The following is an 18278-nucleotide window of genomic DNA, read 5'->3' as shown; positions in this document are numbered from 1 at the left end:
TCAGCAGCAATAACACACAGACAAAAAAGTGGCGGCGGGTCGATGACATTATAGTGGTAGTGGTATATGTTTTTCAGCGAAGCGCACACCGAGATATTCTTCACTGCCGAGGTATTGCAGCAACAAGTGTCCGGATTGCGGCAAAGTTTCAGTGAGCGGTAGCGTCACAGCAATACGTTGCTGTTCGGTGTAAACATTAATATTGTTAAGGAGTGCAATCTCGCGTTGTTGCCCTTGTTGGTCGACATGAAAGGCCAGCACTTTGCCATTGCTACTACTCTTGCCTTGCCGTTCTAAAATAAATCTTAGTTTGTCTGCTGCGACTTTTTCCACTGCGGCAATATTCAGCTCAGGTAACGTCGCTTGATGGCGGACAATCACAGGAACATTGTAGTTGATCAGTAAATTGATCTTCAGTCCGCTATGTTGTTGTGCTTGGTCCTCGGGCGCGGTTACTGGTTGGGCAGAGAAGTTCAAATAGCTGCGTAACTCACCTGCTGGTAAGTCTGAGGGGCGCCGCAGTGCCAGTTTAATCACTTGCTTTTGGTTCGGTGCCAAAGTCACTTGCCTTGGACTAATACGCATCATTTTACTGAGCGCATATGCCGCAGGTTCCTCAACTAAAGTTAACTGCCCAGTGTCGGAAAAACGCAGTTCTTGCCATTGCAGGCGATAGCTCACGGTTTTATCTGAGGTGTTAAGTAGCGTCATAGTGGCAATGCGGTCTCGGTCATTGAAAACCACGCGAGTTGGGGTAATTGTGAGTGAGGCCAGACTTGCCGAGCTGACAAACAACAAGGTAAAAGCAACAATAATGCGTAGCAACAATATGCTCCCTAATAAGTTACAGTGATGGCAATCGAGGTTTGATAATGACTATCTTGATAGGTCACACCGTTGCCGGAAGATTGAATGGTCCCACCCAAAGTGATGGTTGCCATGCCAGAGCTGTCAGTGACAACTGAGCTTGGGTAATTCAAATCAATTAAATTAAAAGTGTTACTGGCGAAGGCTGAGCCCATAGGCGCGGTCACGAGTGCTGAGATCTGAAGCTCAGTTTGTGGAGAGCTGGATTGTAACAATAGCTCTGCTGCGTGACCTGGCGTAAAAATATAAATTGCGCCGCTACTGATGATTTCACCACTGGTTTTTACCGTTAGCTCACTTTTTTGATGATTACGCATCAACGCAATTTCACCAAAGTCCAAATTTTGTACAATGGTGAAAGTAGTAAGAAAAGCCAATATCATAGTGACTACAACATCGAATAGAATGCAAACAGCAGAGTAAGGCTGATTAGTAAACTACAGTCACGTTAACCGTCGCGGTATACTCACCATCGGTATAAGTGGATTTTTTGGCTGCTGGATCAGTTTTAAGCGTAGCGCCAACGTGAAACTTCACTGCACCTGTGTTATCTGCTATCAATTTTTTCGATGAACCGTCATAGATTTGGCGATCGTTTGGGCCGCCTTCAATAAGTACTTCGAAATCTGAAATCACAAATTTTGGATTGTCTGGGAGCGCAGCGGAATTAATCAGTTCAGCAGAAGTAGGAATGCTGATCAGTAGTTCAGAATTAGGCGCCGTGCCAGAAACGCTAAAAGTAGCTGGTGAACCTGCCGTGATGGATTGGATCACGGCGGTGCCATCTTTGGTTGGCACCCCTGAGGCTGCGTCAGGATCAGCTGGAATGGTCAACGAAGCTTGTTTACCACCATCGGTTAGTAGTTCAGCGTTGGCGCGAATTTCACCAAAGCTAAGCTCTTTGTCTGGCGTTAAAGTGAAGAGATTTTTCACTGTCACGGTCGCTTTCATTGGTTTTGTTTCTGCTGTGGCCGTCAGGCTAGTGGTGCTCAAGATAGTGAGCGAAATGAGAGTTAAAGCTGCTTTTTTCATATCCGTGTTCCTTGTTCCTTTATGTTGAACATTAAAATGCAATTTCAGTTATCGGTCAATATCTTTAAAGCTGAACCGAAATATAGTTATTTTTTATTTTTTAATAGTTTGCGTTATACACTAGACAATCCTAGAGCGACATTGCTAGCGCCTAGAGTAAAGCTTTTGATGAGTTTGCGCGTGCCACGCAACTAAAACTGCGCTGCTGCAACGCTGCACAGAGCTGCTCTGCATGATGTTTTGGCATTAATTGATTGAAGCGAATGCTAAAAAAAGCGGGGTTTAGTGGGGCAGATGTTATGCTAGTCGATAGGTTGGCAAGTTCAGGATTAAGTTGTTTTTGCAATGTTTGCCAGTGTTGTAAAGCACGTTGCTCAGAAGCATATATACCTAGATAAACTTGGAACTCGGATGTCACAGTGGCAAACGTGGTTCCATTTACTAAAGTTTGGGTTTCAGGCTCACTATAAGCTGTGCTAGTAGCTTGGTATTGTTTGATTTTGGGCTCTGTTACATGAGCTAAAACGCCGTTTTGCAGCTCAGTTTGATAGTGCAATTCATCCAAAATGACTTGCAAATCTTGTTTTAAACTCAGTAACTCAACGACAGTTTGTTGCTGCAATTCAGCATCGGGTTGAGCCTCAGTTTCATTTGCGATATCAATTGTACTACAGCTGCTAAGGAGCAGTGTGTAAGTCATCACTACTATTACCGCCACAAAACGCATCGAGAGGTCACTCATATAGCTAGTTATCCCTGTGTAACTTTTCCTAACTTGGATGAAACTATACAACGTACCTAACTTAAGCCCTAATTAAAAATAACAGAAATGGCGCATGGAGGGATTTTCTCAAGATTTATCTTGGTGCTGATGGTGTTGCAAAAGTGTTTTATCAGCTTGGTATTAAAATTGAAGAATCATGTTGAACTTAACCTTTTGCGGCTACTATGACGAGAAATTGACAGTGAAAACATGTGTATGATTTTGAAATATAGGGAATTTATTTTGGCATAGATCATGCTTTATCCAGCTAAGTGAATTTTTTATAAAGAGCAACACCATGGCGTTAGCACAGGTACATTCTCCACAATTCGTGAATCTGAACCCGTTCAATCCATGTTTATTGCAGGAGGCATACGTGGGTGAACTGAGTGACTTAAGACAACAAGCCAGTTGGCTGAGCCACCTAGTTGATACTATGCCCGCCGGCGTGGTGGTGCTTGATGGTCGTGGCATGATAGCCAAAGCAAACCAAATTGCCATCGATATGCTAGGTGAGCCGCTCGAAGGTGAAAAGTGGTTTGCTGTTATTCAGCGCTCTTTTAGCCCAAAACAAGACGATGGGCATGAAGTATCGTTAAAAGACGGCCGTTTGATCAAGCTTGATATTACTGCGCTCACTCCAGAGCCGGGACAGTTGATCCTGATGACAGATTTAACCGAAACACGTCGTTTGCAAGCCCGTGTCGCGCATATGCAGCGCTTAAGTGCGCTGGGTAAAATGGTGGCATCGTTAGCGCATCAGGTGCGCACGCCGTTGTCGGCTGCGATGCTCTATGCTGCAAACTTGGGATCTAATTCGATGCCAGACGCAGCACGCGGTCGCTTTCAAGAGAAGTTGATGTCGCGGCTTAAAGATTTAGAGTCACAAGTGAACGATATGCTGCTTTTTGCTAAAAGTGGTGAGCAAAACGTGGTTGAGCATGTCTCCATGCAGCAATTACTGAGTGAAGTGAAAGCCGGCGCTGATGCCATGATGACATTGCATCAGGCTGAACTTGAAGTAGATTTGCCCGATCCGGATATCGCCATTATGGGCAATAAAACCGCGCTGGCTAGTGCTATTGGTAACCTTATTCACAACAGTGTCCAGATCATTGGCAAAGGCGCACAAGTGCTATTGTCCGCCGAGGTAGATACGGAGCAACCTGAGTATGTGCGAATTGCTGTCACAGATAATGGCCCAGGCGTAGATCTTGCCATTGTAGATAAGTTGTTTGAGCCATTTTTTACCACCAAAAGTCAAGGCACTGGCCTTGGTCTCGCCGTGGTCAGTTCAGTTGCTAATGCCCATCAGGGCAAAGTAGATGTCTGTAATACGATTCAAGGTGGCGCCTGTTTTAGTATTTTGCTGCCAATTTGTCATACAGTCGCTGCGCCAAACTTTGCGCAGCAAGCGAATGTCATGCTTGACACGCTAAGGGAGGTTATATGAGTAACATCGTTTTAGTTGTTGAAGATGATGCAGGATTGCGTGAAGCATTGCTAGATACCTTGATGCTTGCTGGGATCTGCTGTGAAGCAGCAGATTGTGCAGAAACCGCTATGGTCATGCTCAAAGAGCAAACGTTCTCGCTGGTGGTGAGTGACGTACAAATGGGTCGCATGAGTGGTTTGGATTTATTAAAAAGCATTAAACTCAACTACCCAGATTTACCTGTGTTGATGATGACGGCTTACGCGACTATTGATGACGCGGTTGAAGCCATGCGTATCGGCGCGATTGATTACATGGCAAAGCCATTTGCGCCAGAAGTGTTGTTGAACATGGTCAGCCGTTATTTACCCGCTGCGGCAAAAGAAACCGATGGTCCAGTGGTTGCCGACCCTGCGAGTAAACAGCTACTCGAATTGGCTGCTAAAGTCGCACGCTCTGATGCCAGTGTGATGGTGCTTGGCCCAAGTGGCTCAGGTAAAGAGGTACTTGCCCGTTTTATTCACGATAAGTCACCGCGTGCGAGTGAACCTTTTGTCGCCATCAACTGTGCCGCGATTCCAGAAAATATGCTTGAAGCAACGCTCTTTGGCTACGAAAAAGGCGCATTTACTGGCGCAATCCAAGCTTGTCCAGGTAAGTTTGAACAAGCGCAAAAAGGCACCATTTTACTCGATGAAATCACCGAGATGGATTTGGCGCTACAAGCAAAGCTGCTGCGGGTGTTGCAAGAGCGTGAAGTAGAACGTTTAGGTGGGCGTAAAACCATTGAGCTTGATGTACGCGTGTTGGCAACCAGTAACCGTGATTTAAAAGAAGCGGTAGCTGCAGGTAAGTTCCGTGAAGACTTGTATTATCGTTTGAACGTATTCCCGCTCACTTGGCTGCCATTGGCAAAACGGCCGTTAGATATTGTGGTACTGGCTGAACATTTGATTGTGCGTCACTGTCAAAAAGCCGGACAACCAGCGCCGAGTCTAACAGCGGCGGCGAAGCAAAAATTGCTTGAACATGCGTGGCCCGGCAACGTACGTGAGTTAGATAACGTTGTCCAACGTGCCTTGATTCTGCAAAGTGGCGAGATCATTAGCGCGGATGACATCTTTATTGAGAATTTAGTGTTTGCGACCAATGACACGCCAGCGATGCCATCCAATCAAGCTGTGAGTCATGCTGAGAAGCCACAAGAGTTACCTAAGTGGGTGCTTAGTAGTGAGCTTGATGAGGAATTTGACGAGGCAGACAGTGAGTTTGCCACGCTTAATTACAAAGATGAGCTGCAAGATAAAGAGCACAAAATGATCTTAGATACGCTACAGCGCTATCGTGGTAAACGCAAAGAGGTGGCGGAAGTGCTCGGTATGAGTCCAAGAACGCTACGCTATAAACTGGCCAAAATGCGCGATTTAGGTTTACCCGTTCCCGCTTAATCCCTTCCTTTTCAGATTGGCGAGCAGTTGCTCGCCAATTTTTTGTCACTGACTCTTCTGTCATTTTCTATGTTTAACTTACTGAAAATTAATGTATAATTTTTGGCATGTTTTCTGCTTTATTTAAGGTAATCTTAGATGGCCGAGGTAGTTAACATGAACATTCAGGCAGCATCACTGTTTCAAGAAATGCAGGCAATGGCGTCAGAAGCGACGCGTAACCGTCCAAGTATGGAAACCATTCGCCCGCAGCAGACTTCTTCCACCAATCAATTTGGTGACTTATTGGCAGATGCGATTAATACTGTAAATGGATTGCAAAAAGAGGCAAAATCCAAAGTGACAGCAATGGAAATGGGCGATCGCAGCGTGTCGCTTGCTGAAGTCATGATTGCGTCACAAAAAGCATCTGTTGCATTTGAAGCAACTGTGCAAGTGCGCAATAAACTAGTAGAGTCGTATAAAGAAATCATGAGCATGCCAGTTTAATCTGGTAGTGGAGTGACATTGTGGCAACAAAGCAATCAACCGATCTGGCATTAACCGATAGTGGGAGTGACTCACTAGACGGTCCAGGCGAGCAACAAGAACAGAAATCTGGCTATCTGAGTGCGCTCAGCGGCGTTGATATGCTGCGTCAGGTCACATTGATCATTGCACTGGCAATTTGTTTGGCTATCGCCATCTTTATTATCATTTGGGCTCGCCAGCCTGACATGCGTCCGCTCGGTCAATATCCGACCGAGGAGCTGATCAAAACCCTAGACTTCCTTGATGCACAAAAAATTGACTATCAGTTAGACGGTAACACCATTATGGTACCTGAAACTGAGTATCAAAGTATCAAATTAAAAATGGCCCGTGACGGGTTAACCCAAGAGCCCAATAATGGTACTGATATTCTTATGCAGGATATGGGTTTTGGTGTCAGTCAACGGCTTGAGCGTGAGCGCTTGAAACACAGCCGCGAGCAGCAGCTCGCAAGAACCATTGAAGAGCTACAATCTATCTCGCGTGCCAAAGTGTTACTGGCTATTCCCAAAGAAAACGTGTTTGCGCGCATGGAGAAGAAACCTTCTGCGACTGTAGTCGTGACTTTACGCCGTGGCAAAGTGCTAGACAGCGAAGAAGTGGATTCTATCGTCGATATTATAGCTTCGGCAGTGCAAGGCTTAGAGCCTTCACGGGTCACAGTGACAGATCAAAATGGTCGCTTACTGAACTCGGGTTCTCAGGATTCCTTATCGGCACGTACTCGTAAAGAATACGAAATTGAACGTAAGCGCGAGCAAGAATATTTAGAGAAAATCGACAGCATTCTTATTCCTGTAGTGGGCCTTGGTAACTATACCGCGCAAGTTGACTTGACGATGGATTTTAGCGCGGTTGAAGAAACCCAAAAACGCTATAACCCGGACTTACCAGCAGTACGTAGTGAAACCACTTTTGAAGAGAATAACGTTGGTGGTATTGCAGCAGGTATTCCAGGGGCTTTAACCAATCAGCCGCCAGTTAATTCTAATATTCCAGAAGTCGCAAATGGCGGTAATGGCAGCAGTAGTGCTTCATCACGCTCGCAAAAAGAAGCGACCCGTAACTATGAGCTGGATACCACGATTTCGCATAAGCGTCAGCAAACAGGTGTGATCCGCCGTGTCAGTGTGTCAGTTGCAGTTGACTATATTCCAACACCTGGCGCAGATGGCAAAGCCACAATGGCGCCTCGTGCGCAGGAAGAACTCAACAATATTCGTCGTTTATTACAAGGCGGAATAGGTTTTGATATGCAGCGCGGCGATGCTTTGGAAGTGGTAACAGTGCCGTTTGTCCGTGAGGATTTAACCGCTGTGGCCGAATTACCGATGTGGGAGCAAGAGTGGTTTGTCAAACTGGCGCGCTTAGGTGCGGGTGCCTTGGTCATCATAGTACTTATCCTTGCCGTTGTCAGACCTATGCTAAAACGCCTTATCTACCCAGACGATACGCTTGAGGATTATGATGAGGATGCCTTGACTGCTGGCGTTGATATTGGTGATAGCACCTTAGATATGTTGAATACGGAATTTGATGCCTCGGCAGTTGGCTTTAGCTCAGATGGTACGTTACGCCTGCCAGATCTTCACGGTGATGAAGACTTGCTCAAAGCGGTGCGTGCGCTGGTTGCCAATGAACCTGAATTGTCATCACAAGTAGTGAAAGCGTGGTTGACCGAAGATGAGTGATGAAGATAAGAAAATCTCCGCAGGGTTTGATGTAAACAAGCTTGATGGCGTGGATAAAGCCGCCATCTTGTTGCTGAGTTTAACAGAAGAAGATGCAGCGCAAATCCTCAAGCATTTAGAGCCTAAGCAAGTACAGAAAGTGGGTATGGCGATGGCCTCACTTGATGATTTGTCGCAGGCTAAAATTGCCGCAGTACACAATTTATTTATTGAGCAGATCCAAAGTTTTAGTACCATCGGCTTCCAATCTGAAGAGTTTATTCGTAAGGCCTTGACCGCAGCACTCGGTGAAGACAAAGCGGCAAGCCTAATTGATCAGATTGTGATGGGGTCGGGTGCAAAAGGGTTGGACTCGTTGAAATGGATGGACTCGAAACAAGTTGCGAATATCATTCGCAATGAACACCCGCAGATCCAAACTATTGTTTTATCGTATTTAGAGCCTGAACAATCGGCTGAGATCCTGTCGCAATTCCCTGAAAAAGTGCGTTTAGATTTGATGATGCGTATCGCCAATTTAGAAGAAGTTCAACCTGCTGCACTACAAGAGTTGAACGAGATCATGGAGAAGCAATTTGCTGGTCAAGCGGGCGCGCAAGCCGCCAAAATGGGTGGCTTAAAAGCAGCTGCAGACATCATGAACTATCTCGATACCAATATCGAGGGTCAGTTGATGGACTCAATTCGCGAGCACGACGAAGAAATGTCGCAACAAATTCAAGATCTTATGTTTGTGTTTGAAAACTTATTGGATGTTGACGACCGTGGTATTCAAGCTATTTTGCGCGAAGTCCAGCAAGATGTCTTGATGAAAGCCATGAAAGGTGCAGACGATGCACTAAAAGAAAAGATCCTCAAAAACATGTCAAAACGTGCGGCTGAAATGTTGGCAGATGACTTGGAGGCTATGCCGCCTGTGCGGATCAGCGAAGTAGAAGCCGCGCAAAAAGAAATTTTATCGACCGCCCGGCGTCTAGCTGATTCCGGTGAAATCATGCTCGGCGGCGGTGGCGGCGAGGAGTTCCTGTAAGCCATGACAGACCCTAAATTATACCGTGGTCGCCCAATTCATCTCGATGAATCAGTGGAAGAGTTACTGAAAAACTGGCCTATTCCTGATGTTGCACATGATGAGCGCAAGATCCGTGGCCGTTCAACGGCCATGGGAACACCATTAGAAGAGCTGTATCGCAAAAAAGAAGCGCCGCAGGAAGTCGCTGAAACACCAGAAGAATTAGATTTTCCCAAGCTAACTTTAGAAGAGCTTGAGCAAATTCGTGAAGATGCCTATCAGGAAGGGATAAAACAAGGCCACGAACAAGGTTATATTGATGGTTTTGATAAAGGCCATGGTGAGGGCAAAGAGGCCGGTTTTAGAGAAGGGCTGGAGATAGGTCGTCAGCAAGGGCTTGATGAAGCCAAGCCATTGGTTGAAGAAAAGCTTACCGCGCTTAGCCAAATATTTGACGCGCTACATAAACCACTTGAGCAAGTTGATGAGCAGGCCGAAAAACAATTGGTACAATTGGCAGCAATGCTGGCTGAAGCTGTGTTATTTAGAGAACTTGCTTTAGATCCTACACTGATTTTGCAGGCGCTGAAAAAAGCCATTGATGCTTTACCGATGAACGATGCCAAAGTACGCATTCACTTACATCCGGAAGACTTAGCGCTAGTGAAAGAAGGCTATGGTGATGAGTATTTAATTGCGCAAGGTTGGCAATTGCTACCAGAACCCACTTTGCAGCGCGGTGGTTGCGAAGTAAAAACCCCGCAATCTTCGATTGATATGACCATCAAAACCCGCATTAAAGAAATTTTGGACACATTCTTGCATGACAGTGGTATCTAAATTACCACTGTCAAAACTTCATGACCTATTCGTCAACACCACTTGCGCAGCGTTTATCGCGTTATGACAAATTTATCAAACCGTTTCCGGTCGCCGTAGCGGGTAGTTTGACCCGTGTGGTTGGCTTAACACTGGAAGCCAGAGGTTTGAGCGCGCCAGTTGGCAGTCAATGTAAAATTGAAACCATACGCGGCATGATTGACGCTGAAGTGGTAGGTTTTAACGACGATACCTTGTATTTAATGCCTAATGACAATATTTCTGGCGTATTGCCAGGCGCGCGCGTAGTGCCTGTGGTGCATCAAGAAGGCTTGCCAGTTGGCATGGGCTTACTCGGCCGAGTGGTCGATGGCCTCGGCAGACCGCTCGATGGCTTAGGAGCGATAAATGCTGAAGCCCATTTGAAATTTGCTGCCAATCCTATTAATCCGTTAGCCCGTCGACCGATTGATTCGCCACTTGATGTCGGAGTGAGAGCGATCAATAGCATTATTACCGTTGGTCAAGGCCAACGTATGGGCTTGTTTGCCGGTAGTGGTGTGGGTAAATCTGTGCTGCTTGGCATGATGACACGTGGTAGTGAAGCGGATGTCATTGTGGTTGGCTTGGTAGGCGAGCGGGGCCGTGAAGTTAAAGAATTTATTGAAGAAATTCTTGGCGTAGAAGGGCGCAAACGCTCGGTGGTGGTGGCAGCTCCGGCAGATGCGTCACCTTTGATGCGCTTAAAGGGCTGTGAAAGTGCCGTCACTATCGCTGAGTATTTTCGCGATCAGGGCATGAGCGTACTTTTGCTGCTCGACTCAGTCACTCGTTATGCTATGGCTCAACGGGAAATTGCGCTGGCAGTAGGTGAGCCACCTGCGACTAAAGGTTATCCGCCGTCGGTATTTGCTAAGTTGCCAGCATTGGTTGAGCGTGCTGGTAATGGTGGTGAAGGGCAAGGTTCAATTACGGCTTTTTTCACTGTATTAAGTGAAGGTGATGATTTACAAGACCCGATTGCCGATGCGGCACGGGCTATTTTAGATGGCCATATAGTTCTTTCTCGTGAACTGGCTGACAGCGGCCACTATCCGGCAATAGATATTGAGAAATCCATCAGCCGGGTAATGCCGCAAGTGGTTTCGCCCACCCATATGCAGCAAGCGCGTATCGCCAAACAGATCTATTCTTTGTACATGCAAAACCGCGATATGGTTACATTAGGCGCATATCAACGTGGCAGCGACCCGATGTTAGACCAAGCGATTCAAATGATGCCGCGCATCAAACAATTTCTACAACAGGGGATGAAGGACGTCATCTCTTACGACGACTGTTTGCAAGGGCTTGCTCAATTATTAGGACAAGGCTAATGGCAAATAACAAACTCGATCTATTACTCAAATTGGAAAGCGATAAGGAAGAAGGTTTACGCCGTCATTTTGTCCAAGCTGAGCAACACTTTCGTAATAATCAGCAAAAATTACAAGGGCTTAGTCAGTTTCGTTTAGAGTATATGCAGCAACTACAGGAAAAAGCCCAGCATGGACTGAGTAGTGCAGCATTTCGTCAGTATCATTCTTTTATTAATAAAATTGATGAAGCAATTGCGCAGCAAGGGCGAGTGGTGAGCACCGCACGGCAGGTAGTCGATCAGCGGCGTAATTTGTGGCTTAAACAACAAGCTAAGACCAAAGCAATTGCCAAATTAATTGAGAAACAAGCTTTGGTAGCACAGCAGAAAATGGCTAAAGCTGAGCAAAAAATGCTGGATGAATTTGCCACTAACCAATTTTTTCAGCGCCGTATGGCGGTCTAACAACAATGTTGGTTTAGATATTGCTTAGTATCTAACAATAAGTGTGATTTCGGTTGAACTAACCCCAAATTTGCGGCCTTCCGGTAACAGATTGCCGCTTTGAACTATGAGGTGAGCTATGGTCATGGCTGCTGCGCTACAAGCGTCAAAAGCAACGCTGCAATTGCCGGGAAATAATCAGGATGAGCCGCAAGAAGGCACTCAAACTGGGTTATTTGCCACTGAGTTAGAGCGCGCTGACTTTGATAAGATGGCGTTTTTAGAACGTAAAAAAGCGTCTTTTGAAGAATTGCGTGGCGAGACACAAGCAGCAGATGCAGATCTCGCGAGTAGCAAACTGGCGCAACACTCAGATTTCAAAGAGCGTTTCGCTGAAAGCTTAGATGCGCAATATCGAAGCGAGTCACAAGATGCTGAACATGCCCAAGAGCAAGAAAGCAGCGAACAAACTGGCAATGACCTGTTGGCCTTTTTGCAAGCAGCAACCACTATTAGTACGGCAGTGAAATCAGCACTTCGCAGTGGTGCTGAAGAAACGAGCGATGCTGCTGAAAGTATGCTTAGTCGTGCTGATAACGGGGCTGCAATTGACGCGGCAGCGATTCAGTCGAACCCACCCGCTTCGTTAGAAACGAGTGCATCAGCTAACGCAATCAGTGGCAGTGAAAAGGTGGCTGGCGATGAGCTGCCACTGACTAAGACACCCCCACTGGTCGAAAAACTGCTGAAGTCTCAGCAAAGTAGCAGTGAAGGTACTGTGCTATCGACATCAGATGATAAGGTCACGCCGGTCATCGCTAAATCACTTAGCACTGCATCTAGTGCAGTGAGCGTCGATAAGCAAGTAAGCTTGACTGAAACATCCAAGCAAGCTTCTGAACTTACAGCGCAAACAGAAACTTCGCAGTTGCCCGTTGCCAACTCAAAGTTGCAAGGGCAAGCCAAAGTCACTGAGCAGCTTACTGTAACCAAACTTGCTCGCGACGATACTGCCTTGAAAGCCGCTTCAGGCTTAACAGTGGCGCAAAATCAAGTAGATGAAACTAAAACGCAAGGTACCGCAATTGCAAGTGCAAAACTTGAGCACAACCTAAACAAATTGCAGGCCGAATTTGCAGCGCTAACTCCAGAGCAACAAAAACAAGTAACCAGTCTTTTGCAACAGCAACTTAAGCAAGGCGAAATGAATGCGCAAGCAGTTGCAGCCGTTGAACAACTACTCACGCAAGCGCAAGCTAAACTGACGATTAGCAATGTGCCTACAACAAAAGAGCAAGGTGCTGATAATACCGCGCAGGCCTTTCTTAACGCTAAATCAGAAGACGTAACTGAACACAGCGAACAGCCAGCGCTTGAAAGCGATAAACTGGTTGATGGCGGCTCAGCCACGGAGAAAATGCCTCCTGTCGCGAACGGTATCAACAAAACCGCCTCAGTGCTGTCGAATGTAGAGCGCAGTGAAAAGGCTATACTGACGGCATCTGACTTAAATGCTGCTACAGGTGCTAATAAGGCCATAGCAACGAGCGCTGAAATGCCCAAAGCCGCTGAGCTAACAGCGACGCCAAAAGCGGGAGGAGCGTCATCAACAGTAACTGGTCAAGTAAAATCGAACCGTGGTGGTTCGCTCGATAAGTCCGCAGATGCAATAACAAGTGACAGTCATGGTCTTGCTGAAAACAAAGCCGAAGACGTTGCTAAACCTGAGAAAATCCAAGGCGTAGAAGAGGCTCTGCTAGTAGGCGGCAAGCCATTAGAGCGTGGTGCTATCGAGCAATCTCAAAGTCAAAACCGGGTGACGCAATTTATGCAGCAATTGAGTGAGCTTGGCGCGACAAACTCAGTGCAACGTCAGGAACAAACGCTGATAGCGCAAGCTGACACTGCGCAGTTACATCAAGTGCAGCAACACAATCAACTAAGTGCCCAAAAGGCAGCGCAGGACCCTGCGATGCAGCAAGCATTACAACTAGCCAGACAAGATGCCGTTAAGGAGCTCAATGAGCGAGTTTCAGCTATGCTCAATCTAAACAATAAAGAAGCGGAGATCCGGCTTGACCCCCCAGAGCTTGGCAGTATGCAAATTCGTATTCGCACTGACGCAGAGCAAGCCCAAGTGAGTTTTGTGGTGCAAAACCAACAAGCCAAAGAGGCTTTAGAGCAATCACTACCGCGTTTACGTGAAATGTTAGCTGAGCAAGGGATTAATCTTGGTGAGAGTTCAGTTGAGCAAGGATCAGGCGGAAACGCTCAAAACGATGAGCAAAGCCAAGGCAAAGGCGGTGCAAAGCTTGCTAATTCTGAAGGTGAAGCGCAAAATAAAGAGAGTAGTCCGGCAAGAACAAAAACATCAAGCTCGGCAATAGATTACTACGCTTAATAGCTGTCTTTTGAGGGGCAGCGAAGGAGACACGATGGCAGAAAAGAAAAAGGCGGCTGAAGAAAACAACAGCCTAGAAATTGAAGAAACCGGTGGTAATAAGAAGAAACTCATCATTATTATCGCTGCCGCTGTTGTTGTCATTGGCGCTGCTGTTGCATTTTTCTTGCTATCTGGTTCTGATGAGCCTGCAGAAACCTTAGCTGAAGAAGCGCCAATATCGGCAAGTGCTGAAAGTAGTAGTGGTGGTAACGCGGCCCAAATGGGCAGTGCACTTTATGTCGCGATGCCGCGCCCCTTTGTGTTTAATGTGCCTGGTGCGAGCCGTGACCGTATTGTGCAAATTAAAGTACAGCTGTTAGTTCGTGGTGAAGTAAACGAAGAAGTCGCGAAGAAGCATATCCCGTTGATCGAAGGCACGCTACTGAGTGTGTTTTCTACTACCACAGCCGATGAATTGAGTACCACGGCGGGTAAAGAAACCTTGCGCTTATCGGCATTGGATAAAGTTCAAGAAGCATTACAAAATGTCGAAGGTAGCAAAGTGGTAGAGCGGGTGCTGTTCACCGGTTTTGTAATGCAGTAATGTTTGGCTACGCTGGGTTTGCTAAAGCAGAATTATTAAGCAAATTCCGAAGCAAACAATTGAAGTAATTACCTCAAAGGTAAAAAGAACAGAGGTCAAGTGTGAGCGATTTATTATCTCAAGACGAAATTGACGCGCTACTCCATGGCGTTGATGAAGTTGAAGAGGACGACATTTCTGATGGCGACGGGGAAGGCAATGCCAAAGCCCTTCAATACGATTTCTCGTCGCAAGACCGTATCGTTCGTGGACGAATGCCTACGTTGGAAATCGTCAATGAACGTTTTGCTCGTCATATGCGGATCAGCCTGTTCAATATGATGCGCCGCACCGCTGAGGTGTCTATCAACGGCGTACAAATGCTTAAATTTGGTGAATATATCCATACGCTATTTGTGCCAACCAGTCTCAACATGGTGCGTTTTAGACCGCTCAAAGGCACAGGCCTTATCACCATGGAAGCGCGACTCGTGTTCATCTTGGTTGATAACTTTTTTGGTGGTGATGGTCGTTATCATGCCAAAATTGAAGGCCGTGAATTTACCCCTACCGAACGTCGAATTGTACAAATGTTGCTTAAGATTATCTTTGAGGACTACAAAGAAGCTTGGGCACCAGTCATGGACGTGTCGTTCGAGTACTTAGATTCTGAAGTTAACCCCGCGATGGCAAACATTGTCAGCCCTACTGAAGTCGTGGTAATTAGCTCGTTTCATATTGAGCTCGATGGCGGCGGCGGTGATTTTCATATTTCGTTGCCTTATTCGATGCTCGAACCTATCCGCGAACTATTGGATGCGGGGGTACAGTCGGATACAGAAGATACCGACTTACGTTGGAGTAAGGCGCTACGCGATGAGATAATGGATGTGGAAGTAGAGCTCTCCACTCAATTGCTGGAATTGGAACTGTCGCTGGCACAGATTATGGAACTTAAAGCCGGCGATATTATCCCCGTTGATATGCCTGAGCATATTACGGTATTTATTGAAGAATTACCCACCTTTAGAGCGAAAATGGGTCGCTCGCGAGATTTTGTGGCGTTACAAATCAGTGAAAAAATTAAGCGGCCAGAGTCGGTTAAATCTGAGTTGCATGTCTTTACCAAAGGCGGCAAGAAACTGGATTCCGATGCTGAACTGGCTGAACTTGAAGAAGATTTACATTTATCGGAAGGCGTCGACCTCGATTGGTAGTAACAGGCATTTAAACAAGGTTTGAATTTATGAGTGATGATCAAGATACGATGGACGAATGGGCAGCAGCACTTGCCGAAGCCGAAGAGGCAGAGCAAGGCTCACCGGAAGTGGCAGAGTTAGAAGACTTTTCTGGTGCATCAGGGTCGAAACTCAGTCATGACGAGCGCCGCAAACTCGATACCATTTTAGATATTCCAGTGACCATTTCAATGGAAGTAGGTCGCTCGAAAATTAATATCCGGAACTTGCTGCAGTTGAACCAAGGCTCAGTGGTTGAACTGGACAGAGTCGCTGGCGAGCCTCTGGATGTATTGGTAAATGGCACGCTTATCGCCCATGGTGAAGTGGTGGTGGTAAACGATAAGTTCGGTATCCGTTTGACTGATGTCATCAGTCAGGTCGAACGTATTAAAAAGTTACGATGAAAGCAGCATTTTTACTGGTTGCGATGTTTGGCAGTGGCAAGGTTGTTGCCTCTGCCACTACGTCGGCGCCAGCAGTCGCAATGGGCGATATGGTTTCAATGCTGCTTTCGCTATTCGCTGTGGTGATTTTAATTGTTGCTATGGCGATGCTGATGAAACGGCTTAACCCAAATCTTGGCAACTCGGAAAATTTTAAAGTGATTCGTAGCATGCCTTTAGGTAATCGGGAACGATTGCTGGTGGTGGAGATTGACAATAAGCAGCATCTGTTGGGCGTAACAGCAAACAGCATTAACTATCTTTATCAACTTGAACAGCCGTTACCCGAACATGCCATGCCGCCATTAGCGCAGAATTTTTCTAAACTTCTTCAACGTGCGCATAACAAAAATGAATAATGTACTGAAACTTATATTGCTTATTGGGATGATTTGGTTTGTTCCTGATGCAAGCGCAGAAGGGATTGAAGCGCTTAGCGTGACTACAAACCCAGACGGTTCACAAGATTACTCTGTCACACTGCAAGTGTTGGCAATAATGACTGCGCTGAGTTTTATACCAGCAGCTGTGATTATGATGACATCATTTACCCGCATTATCGTTGTACTTGGGATCTTGCGTCAGGCGATTGGTTTGCAACAATCACCGTCAAACCAAATTTTGGTTGGGATCTCATTGTTTTTAACCTTTTTTATCATGGCGCCAATTTTTAGCCAGATTAACGATAAGGCCTTGCAGCCATATCTAAAAGAAGAGTTGACTTCTATTCAGGCATTAGAACAAGCAAAAGAACCATTAAAGGCCTTTATGTTGTCACAGACTCGCATTAAAGATTTAGAAACGTTTGCTAAAATTGCTGGTTATGATCAACTCGATAAACCTGAAGACACACCGTTTATTGTAATAATTCCAGCGTTTGTGACCAGTGAGTTGCAAACTGCTTTTATTATTGGATTTATGTTTTTCATTCCTTTTTTGATAGTCGATCTCGTGGTGGCCAGCGTGCTGATGGCCATGGGTATGATGATGCTTTCACCGATGATAGTGTCGTTACCGTTTAAAATTATGTTGTTTGTACTGGTCGATGGCTGGGGATTGGTGATGGGAACATTGGCTCGTAGCTTTGGGCTTGGAGTGTAGCGATGGAACCAGAAGTATTTGTCGATATTTTGAGCGACTCACTGTTTCTGGTGATTAAACTGGTTTCTGCCATTGTTGTCCCTGGTCTGATAGTGGGTCTAATAGTTGCGGTGTTTCAGGCTGCGACCTCGATTAACGAACAAACGCTCAGCTTTTTACCACGCTTGATTATTACTATTGTGGCATTGATTGTGGGTGGCCACTGGTTGACTCAGGAGTTGATGGACTTTTTCAATCATCTAGTAATGTTGATCCCAGAAATCGCGGGCTAAACCAATGGAATTCCCCCTCGCAACAGTTATTCAGTGGCTGAGTGATTTTTTACTACCACTGGTGCGAATTAGCTCGATGATGATGGTCATGGCAGGTCTTGGCGCGCAAAGTGTACCAAGCCGTGTTAAATTGGCCTTAGCTGTGGTGACGACGTTTGCAGTGGTGCCCGTACTACCTAAGTCACAATTTACCGACCTTTTTTCTCTTGCTATGGTATTTGTGGTATTGCAGCAAATGCTGATAGGCATCGCAATTGGTTTTGCTTCGCTCCTGTTATTAAATACCTTTATTATCGCCGGCCAAGTGTTGGCAATGCAAACTGGCCTTGGTTTTGCGTCAGTAGTCGACCCAGCAAATGGTTTGAGTGTGCCTGCGGTCGGCCAGTTTTATCTAATCCTCGCGACTTTGCTATTTTTCGTTTTCAATGGTCACTTGATGATGATCCAAATGGTGGTCTATAGCTTTGAATCTATTCCTATCACGGGGGAATGGTGGCCGGTTGACAGTTACTGGGATATCGTCACCTGGGGCGGTTGGATGTTTACTACAGCATTGGCATTGGCACTGGCGCCGCTGACTGCAATGCTGGTGATCAATATCTCCTTTGGGATTATGACGCGAGCAGCGCCACAAATGAACATCTTTTCAGTGGGGTTTGCGTTTACCTTAGTTGCAGGCTTAGCTATTATCTGGGCGACGATGGGCAATTTTATCGTCCAATACGAGTTCCAATGGCTAAAAATGGTGGAGCTAATGTGCGGCTTGATTGGTTGTTCATTATAACTTTTTCCGCACAATGCCTAATATACCGTTAATTGACTTGCGATACACATCTTAGTGATATCGTGTTTTCGC

At 46.1% G+C, this 18278-nt stretch carries 20 protein-coding genes; 16 read left to right on the top strand and 4 right to left on the bottom strand.

Translation table 11 applies throughout. The features are described from left to right. Positions 1-48: 48 nt before the first annotated feature. The 4 genes from ACFOEE_RS04710 to ACFOEE_RS04695 all read right to left on the bottom strand — a co-directional run bounded on the left by ACFOEE_RS04710 (position 49) and on the right by ACFOEE_RS04695 (position 2641). Positions 49-828, bottom strand: coding sequence for a fimbrial biogenesis chaperone (locus tag ACFOEE_RS04710; RefSeq protein WP_377121423.1), 780 nt, complete (start codon positions 826-828; stop codon positions 49-51). Positions 829-836: 8 nt separating this feature from the next. Then, positions 837-1250, bottom strand: coding sequence for a DUF4402 domain-containing protein (locus tag ACFOEE_RS04705; RefSeq protein WP_377121421.1), 414 nt, complete (start codon positions 1248-1250; stop codon positions 837-839). A gap of 46 nt (positions 1251-1296) precedes the next feature. Further along, positions 1297-1899, bottom strand: coding sequence for a DUF4402 domain-containing protein (locus ACFOEE_RS04700; RefSeq protein ID WP_377121419.1), 603 nt, complete (start codon positions 1897-1899; stop codon positions 1297-1299). A 151-nt stretch (positions 1900-2050) separates the two neighbouring features. Beyond that, positions 2051-2641, bottom strand: a complete 591-nt coding sequence (locus tag ACFOEE_RS04695; RefSeq protein ID WP_377121417.1) for a hypothetical protein — start codon at positions 2639-2641, stop codon at positions 2051-2053. 319 nt (positions 2642-2960) lie between these two features. On the opposite strand from ACFOEE_RS04695, the gene ACFOEE_RS04690 reads away from it, so the two are divergent. From ACFOEE_RS04690 to fliR, 16 genes are all read left to right on the top strand, one after another. Then, a complete protein-coding gene (locus ACFOEE_RS04690) occupies positions 2961-4115 on the top strand; it encodes a sensor histidine kinase (RefSeq protein WP_377121415.1) in 1155 nt (384 codons plus the stop codon). Continuing rightward, complete coding sequence (locus ACFOEE_RS04685; RefSeq protein ID WP_377121413.1) at positions 4112-5545, top strand: sigma-54-dependent transcriptional regulator; 1434 nt, start codon at positions 4112-4114, stop codon at positions 5543-5545. Before ACFOEE_RS04690 ends, ACFOEE_RS04685 begins: the two co-directional genes overlap by 4 nt. A gap of 156 nt (positions 5546-5701) precedes the next feature. Continuing rightward, a complete protein-coding gene (gene fliE / locus ACFOEE_RS04680) occupies positions 5702-6034 on the top strand; it encodes a flagellar hook-basal body complex protein FliE (protein WP_377121863.1) in 333 nt (110 codons plus the stop codon). Between the two features lie 20 nt (positions 6035-6054). Beyond that, positions 6055-7767 (top strand): flagellar basal-body MS-ring/collar protein FliF, encoded by a 1713-nt coding sequence (gene fliF, locus ACFOEE_RS04675; protein WP_377121411.1) that lies wholly within the window; start codon positions 6055-6057, stop codon positions 7765-7767. Then, complete coding sequence (gene fliG, locus ACFOEE_RS04670) at positions 7760-8797, top strand: flagellar motor switch protein FliG (RefSeq protein ID WP_377121409.1); 1038 nt, start codon at positions 7760-7762, stop codon at positions 8795-8797. The genes fliF and fliG overlap by 8 nt, the downstream gene beginning before the upstream one ends. Positions 8798-8800: 3 nt before the next feature. Then, positions 8801-9619 (top strand): flagellar assembly protein FliH, encoded by an 819-nt coding sequence (gene fliH / locus ACFOEE_RS04665; RefSeq protein WP_377121407.1) that lies wholly within the window; start codon positions 8801-8803, stop codon positions 9617-9619. A 20-nt stretch (positions 9620-9639) separates the two neighbouring features. Then, a complete protein-coding gene (gene fliI / locus ACFOEE_RS04660) occupies positions 9640-10974 on the top strand; it encodes a flagellar protein export ATPase FliI (protein WP_377121405.1) in 1335 nt (444 codons plus the stop codon). After that, the gene (gene fliJ, locus ACFOEE_RS04655; protein ID WP_377121403.1) at positions 10974-11420 is read left to right on the top strand and encodes a flagellar export protein FliJ; all 447 of its coding nucleotides are present in this window, start codon (positions 10974-10976) and stop codon (positions 11418-11420) included. Before fliI ends, fliJ begins: the two co-directional genes overlap by 1 nt. Before the next feature lie 118 nt (positions 11421-11538). Continuing rightward, entirely contained in the window at positions 11539-13800 is a 2262-nt protein-coding gene (locus ACFOEE_RS04650; RefSeq protein ID WP_377121401.1) for a flagellar hook-length control protein FliK, read from the top strand. 34 nt (positions 13801-13834) lie between these two features. Beyond that, positions 13835-14386 (top strand): flagellar basal body-associated protein FliL, encoded by a 552-nt coding sequence (gene fliL, locus ACFOEE_RS04645; protein ID WP_377121399.1) that lies wholly within the window; start codon positions 13835-13837, stop codon positions 14384-14386. A gap of 101 nt (positions 14387-14487) precedes the next feature. Next, positions 14488-15582, top strand: coding sequence for a flagellar motor switch protein FliM (gene fliM, locus ACFOEE_RS04640; RefSeq protein ID WP_377121397.1), 1095 nt, complete (start codon positions 14488-14490; stop codon positions 15580-15582). Between the two features lie 29 nt (positions 15583-15611). Continuing rightward, complete coding sequence (gene fliN, locus ACFOEE_RS04635; protein WP_377121395.1) at positions 15612-16010, top strand: flagellar motor switch protein FliN; 399 nt, start codon at positions 15612-15614, stop codon at positions 16008-16010. Further along, a complete protein-coding gene (gene fliO, locus ACFOEE_RS04630; protein ID WP_377121393.1) occupies positions 16007-16408 on the top strand; it encodes a flagellar biosynthetic protein FliO in 402 nt (133 codons plus the stop codon). The genes fliN and fliO overlap by 4 nt, the downstream gene beginning before the upstream one ends. Then, a complete protein-coding gene (fliP, locus tag ACFOEE_RS04625) occupies positions 16401-17150 on the top strand; it encodes a flagellar type III secretion system pore protein FliP (RefSeq protein WP_377121391.1) in 750 nt (249 codons plus the stop codon). The genes fliO and fliP overlap by 8 nt, the downstream gene beginning before the upstream one ends. A 2-nt stretch (positions 17151-17152) precedes the next feature. Continuing rightward, complete coding sequence (gene fliQ / locus ACFOEE_RS04620) at positions 17153-17422, top strand: flagellar biosynthesis protein FliQ (RefSeq protein WP_377121389.1); 270 nt, start codon at positions 17153-17155, stop codon at positions 17420-17422. 4 nt (positions 17423-17426) lie between these two features. Beyond that, positions 17427-18206, top strand: a complete 780-nt coding sequence (gene fliR, locus ACFOEE_RS04615; protein ID WP_377121387.1) for a flagellar biosynthetic protein FliR — start codon at positions 17427-17429, stop codon at positions 18204-18206. The last annotated feature ends 72 nt before the right edge of the window (positions 18207-18278 follow it).

This window comes from Pseudoalteromonas fenneropenaei, assembly GCF_042643375.1.
Lineage (GTDB): Bacteria > Pseudomonadota > Gammaproteobacteria > Enterobacterales > Alteromonadaceae > Pseudoalteromonas > Pseudoalteromonas fenneropenaei.
Note: the sequence above shows the minus strand (reverse complement) of the source record. Positions and strands in the feature narration are given on the sequence as shown.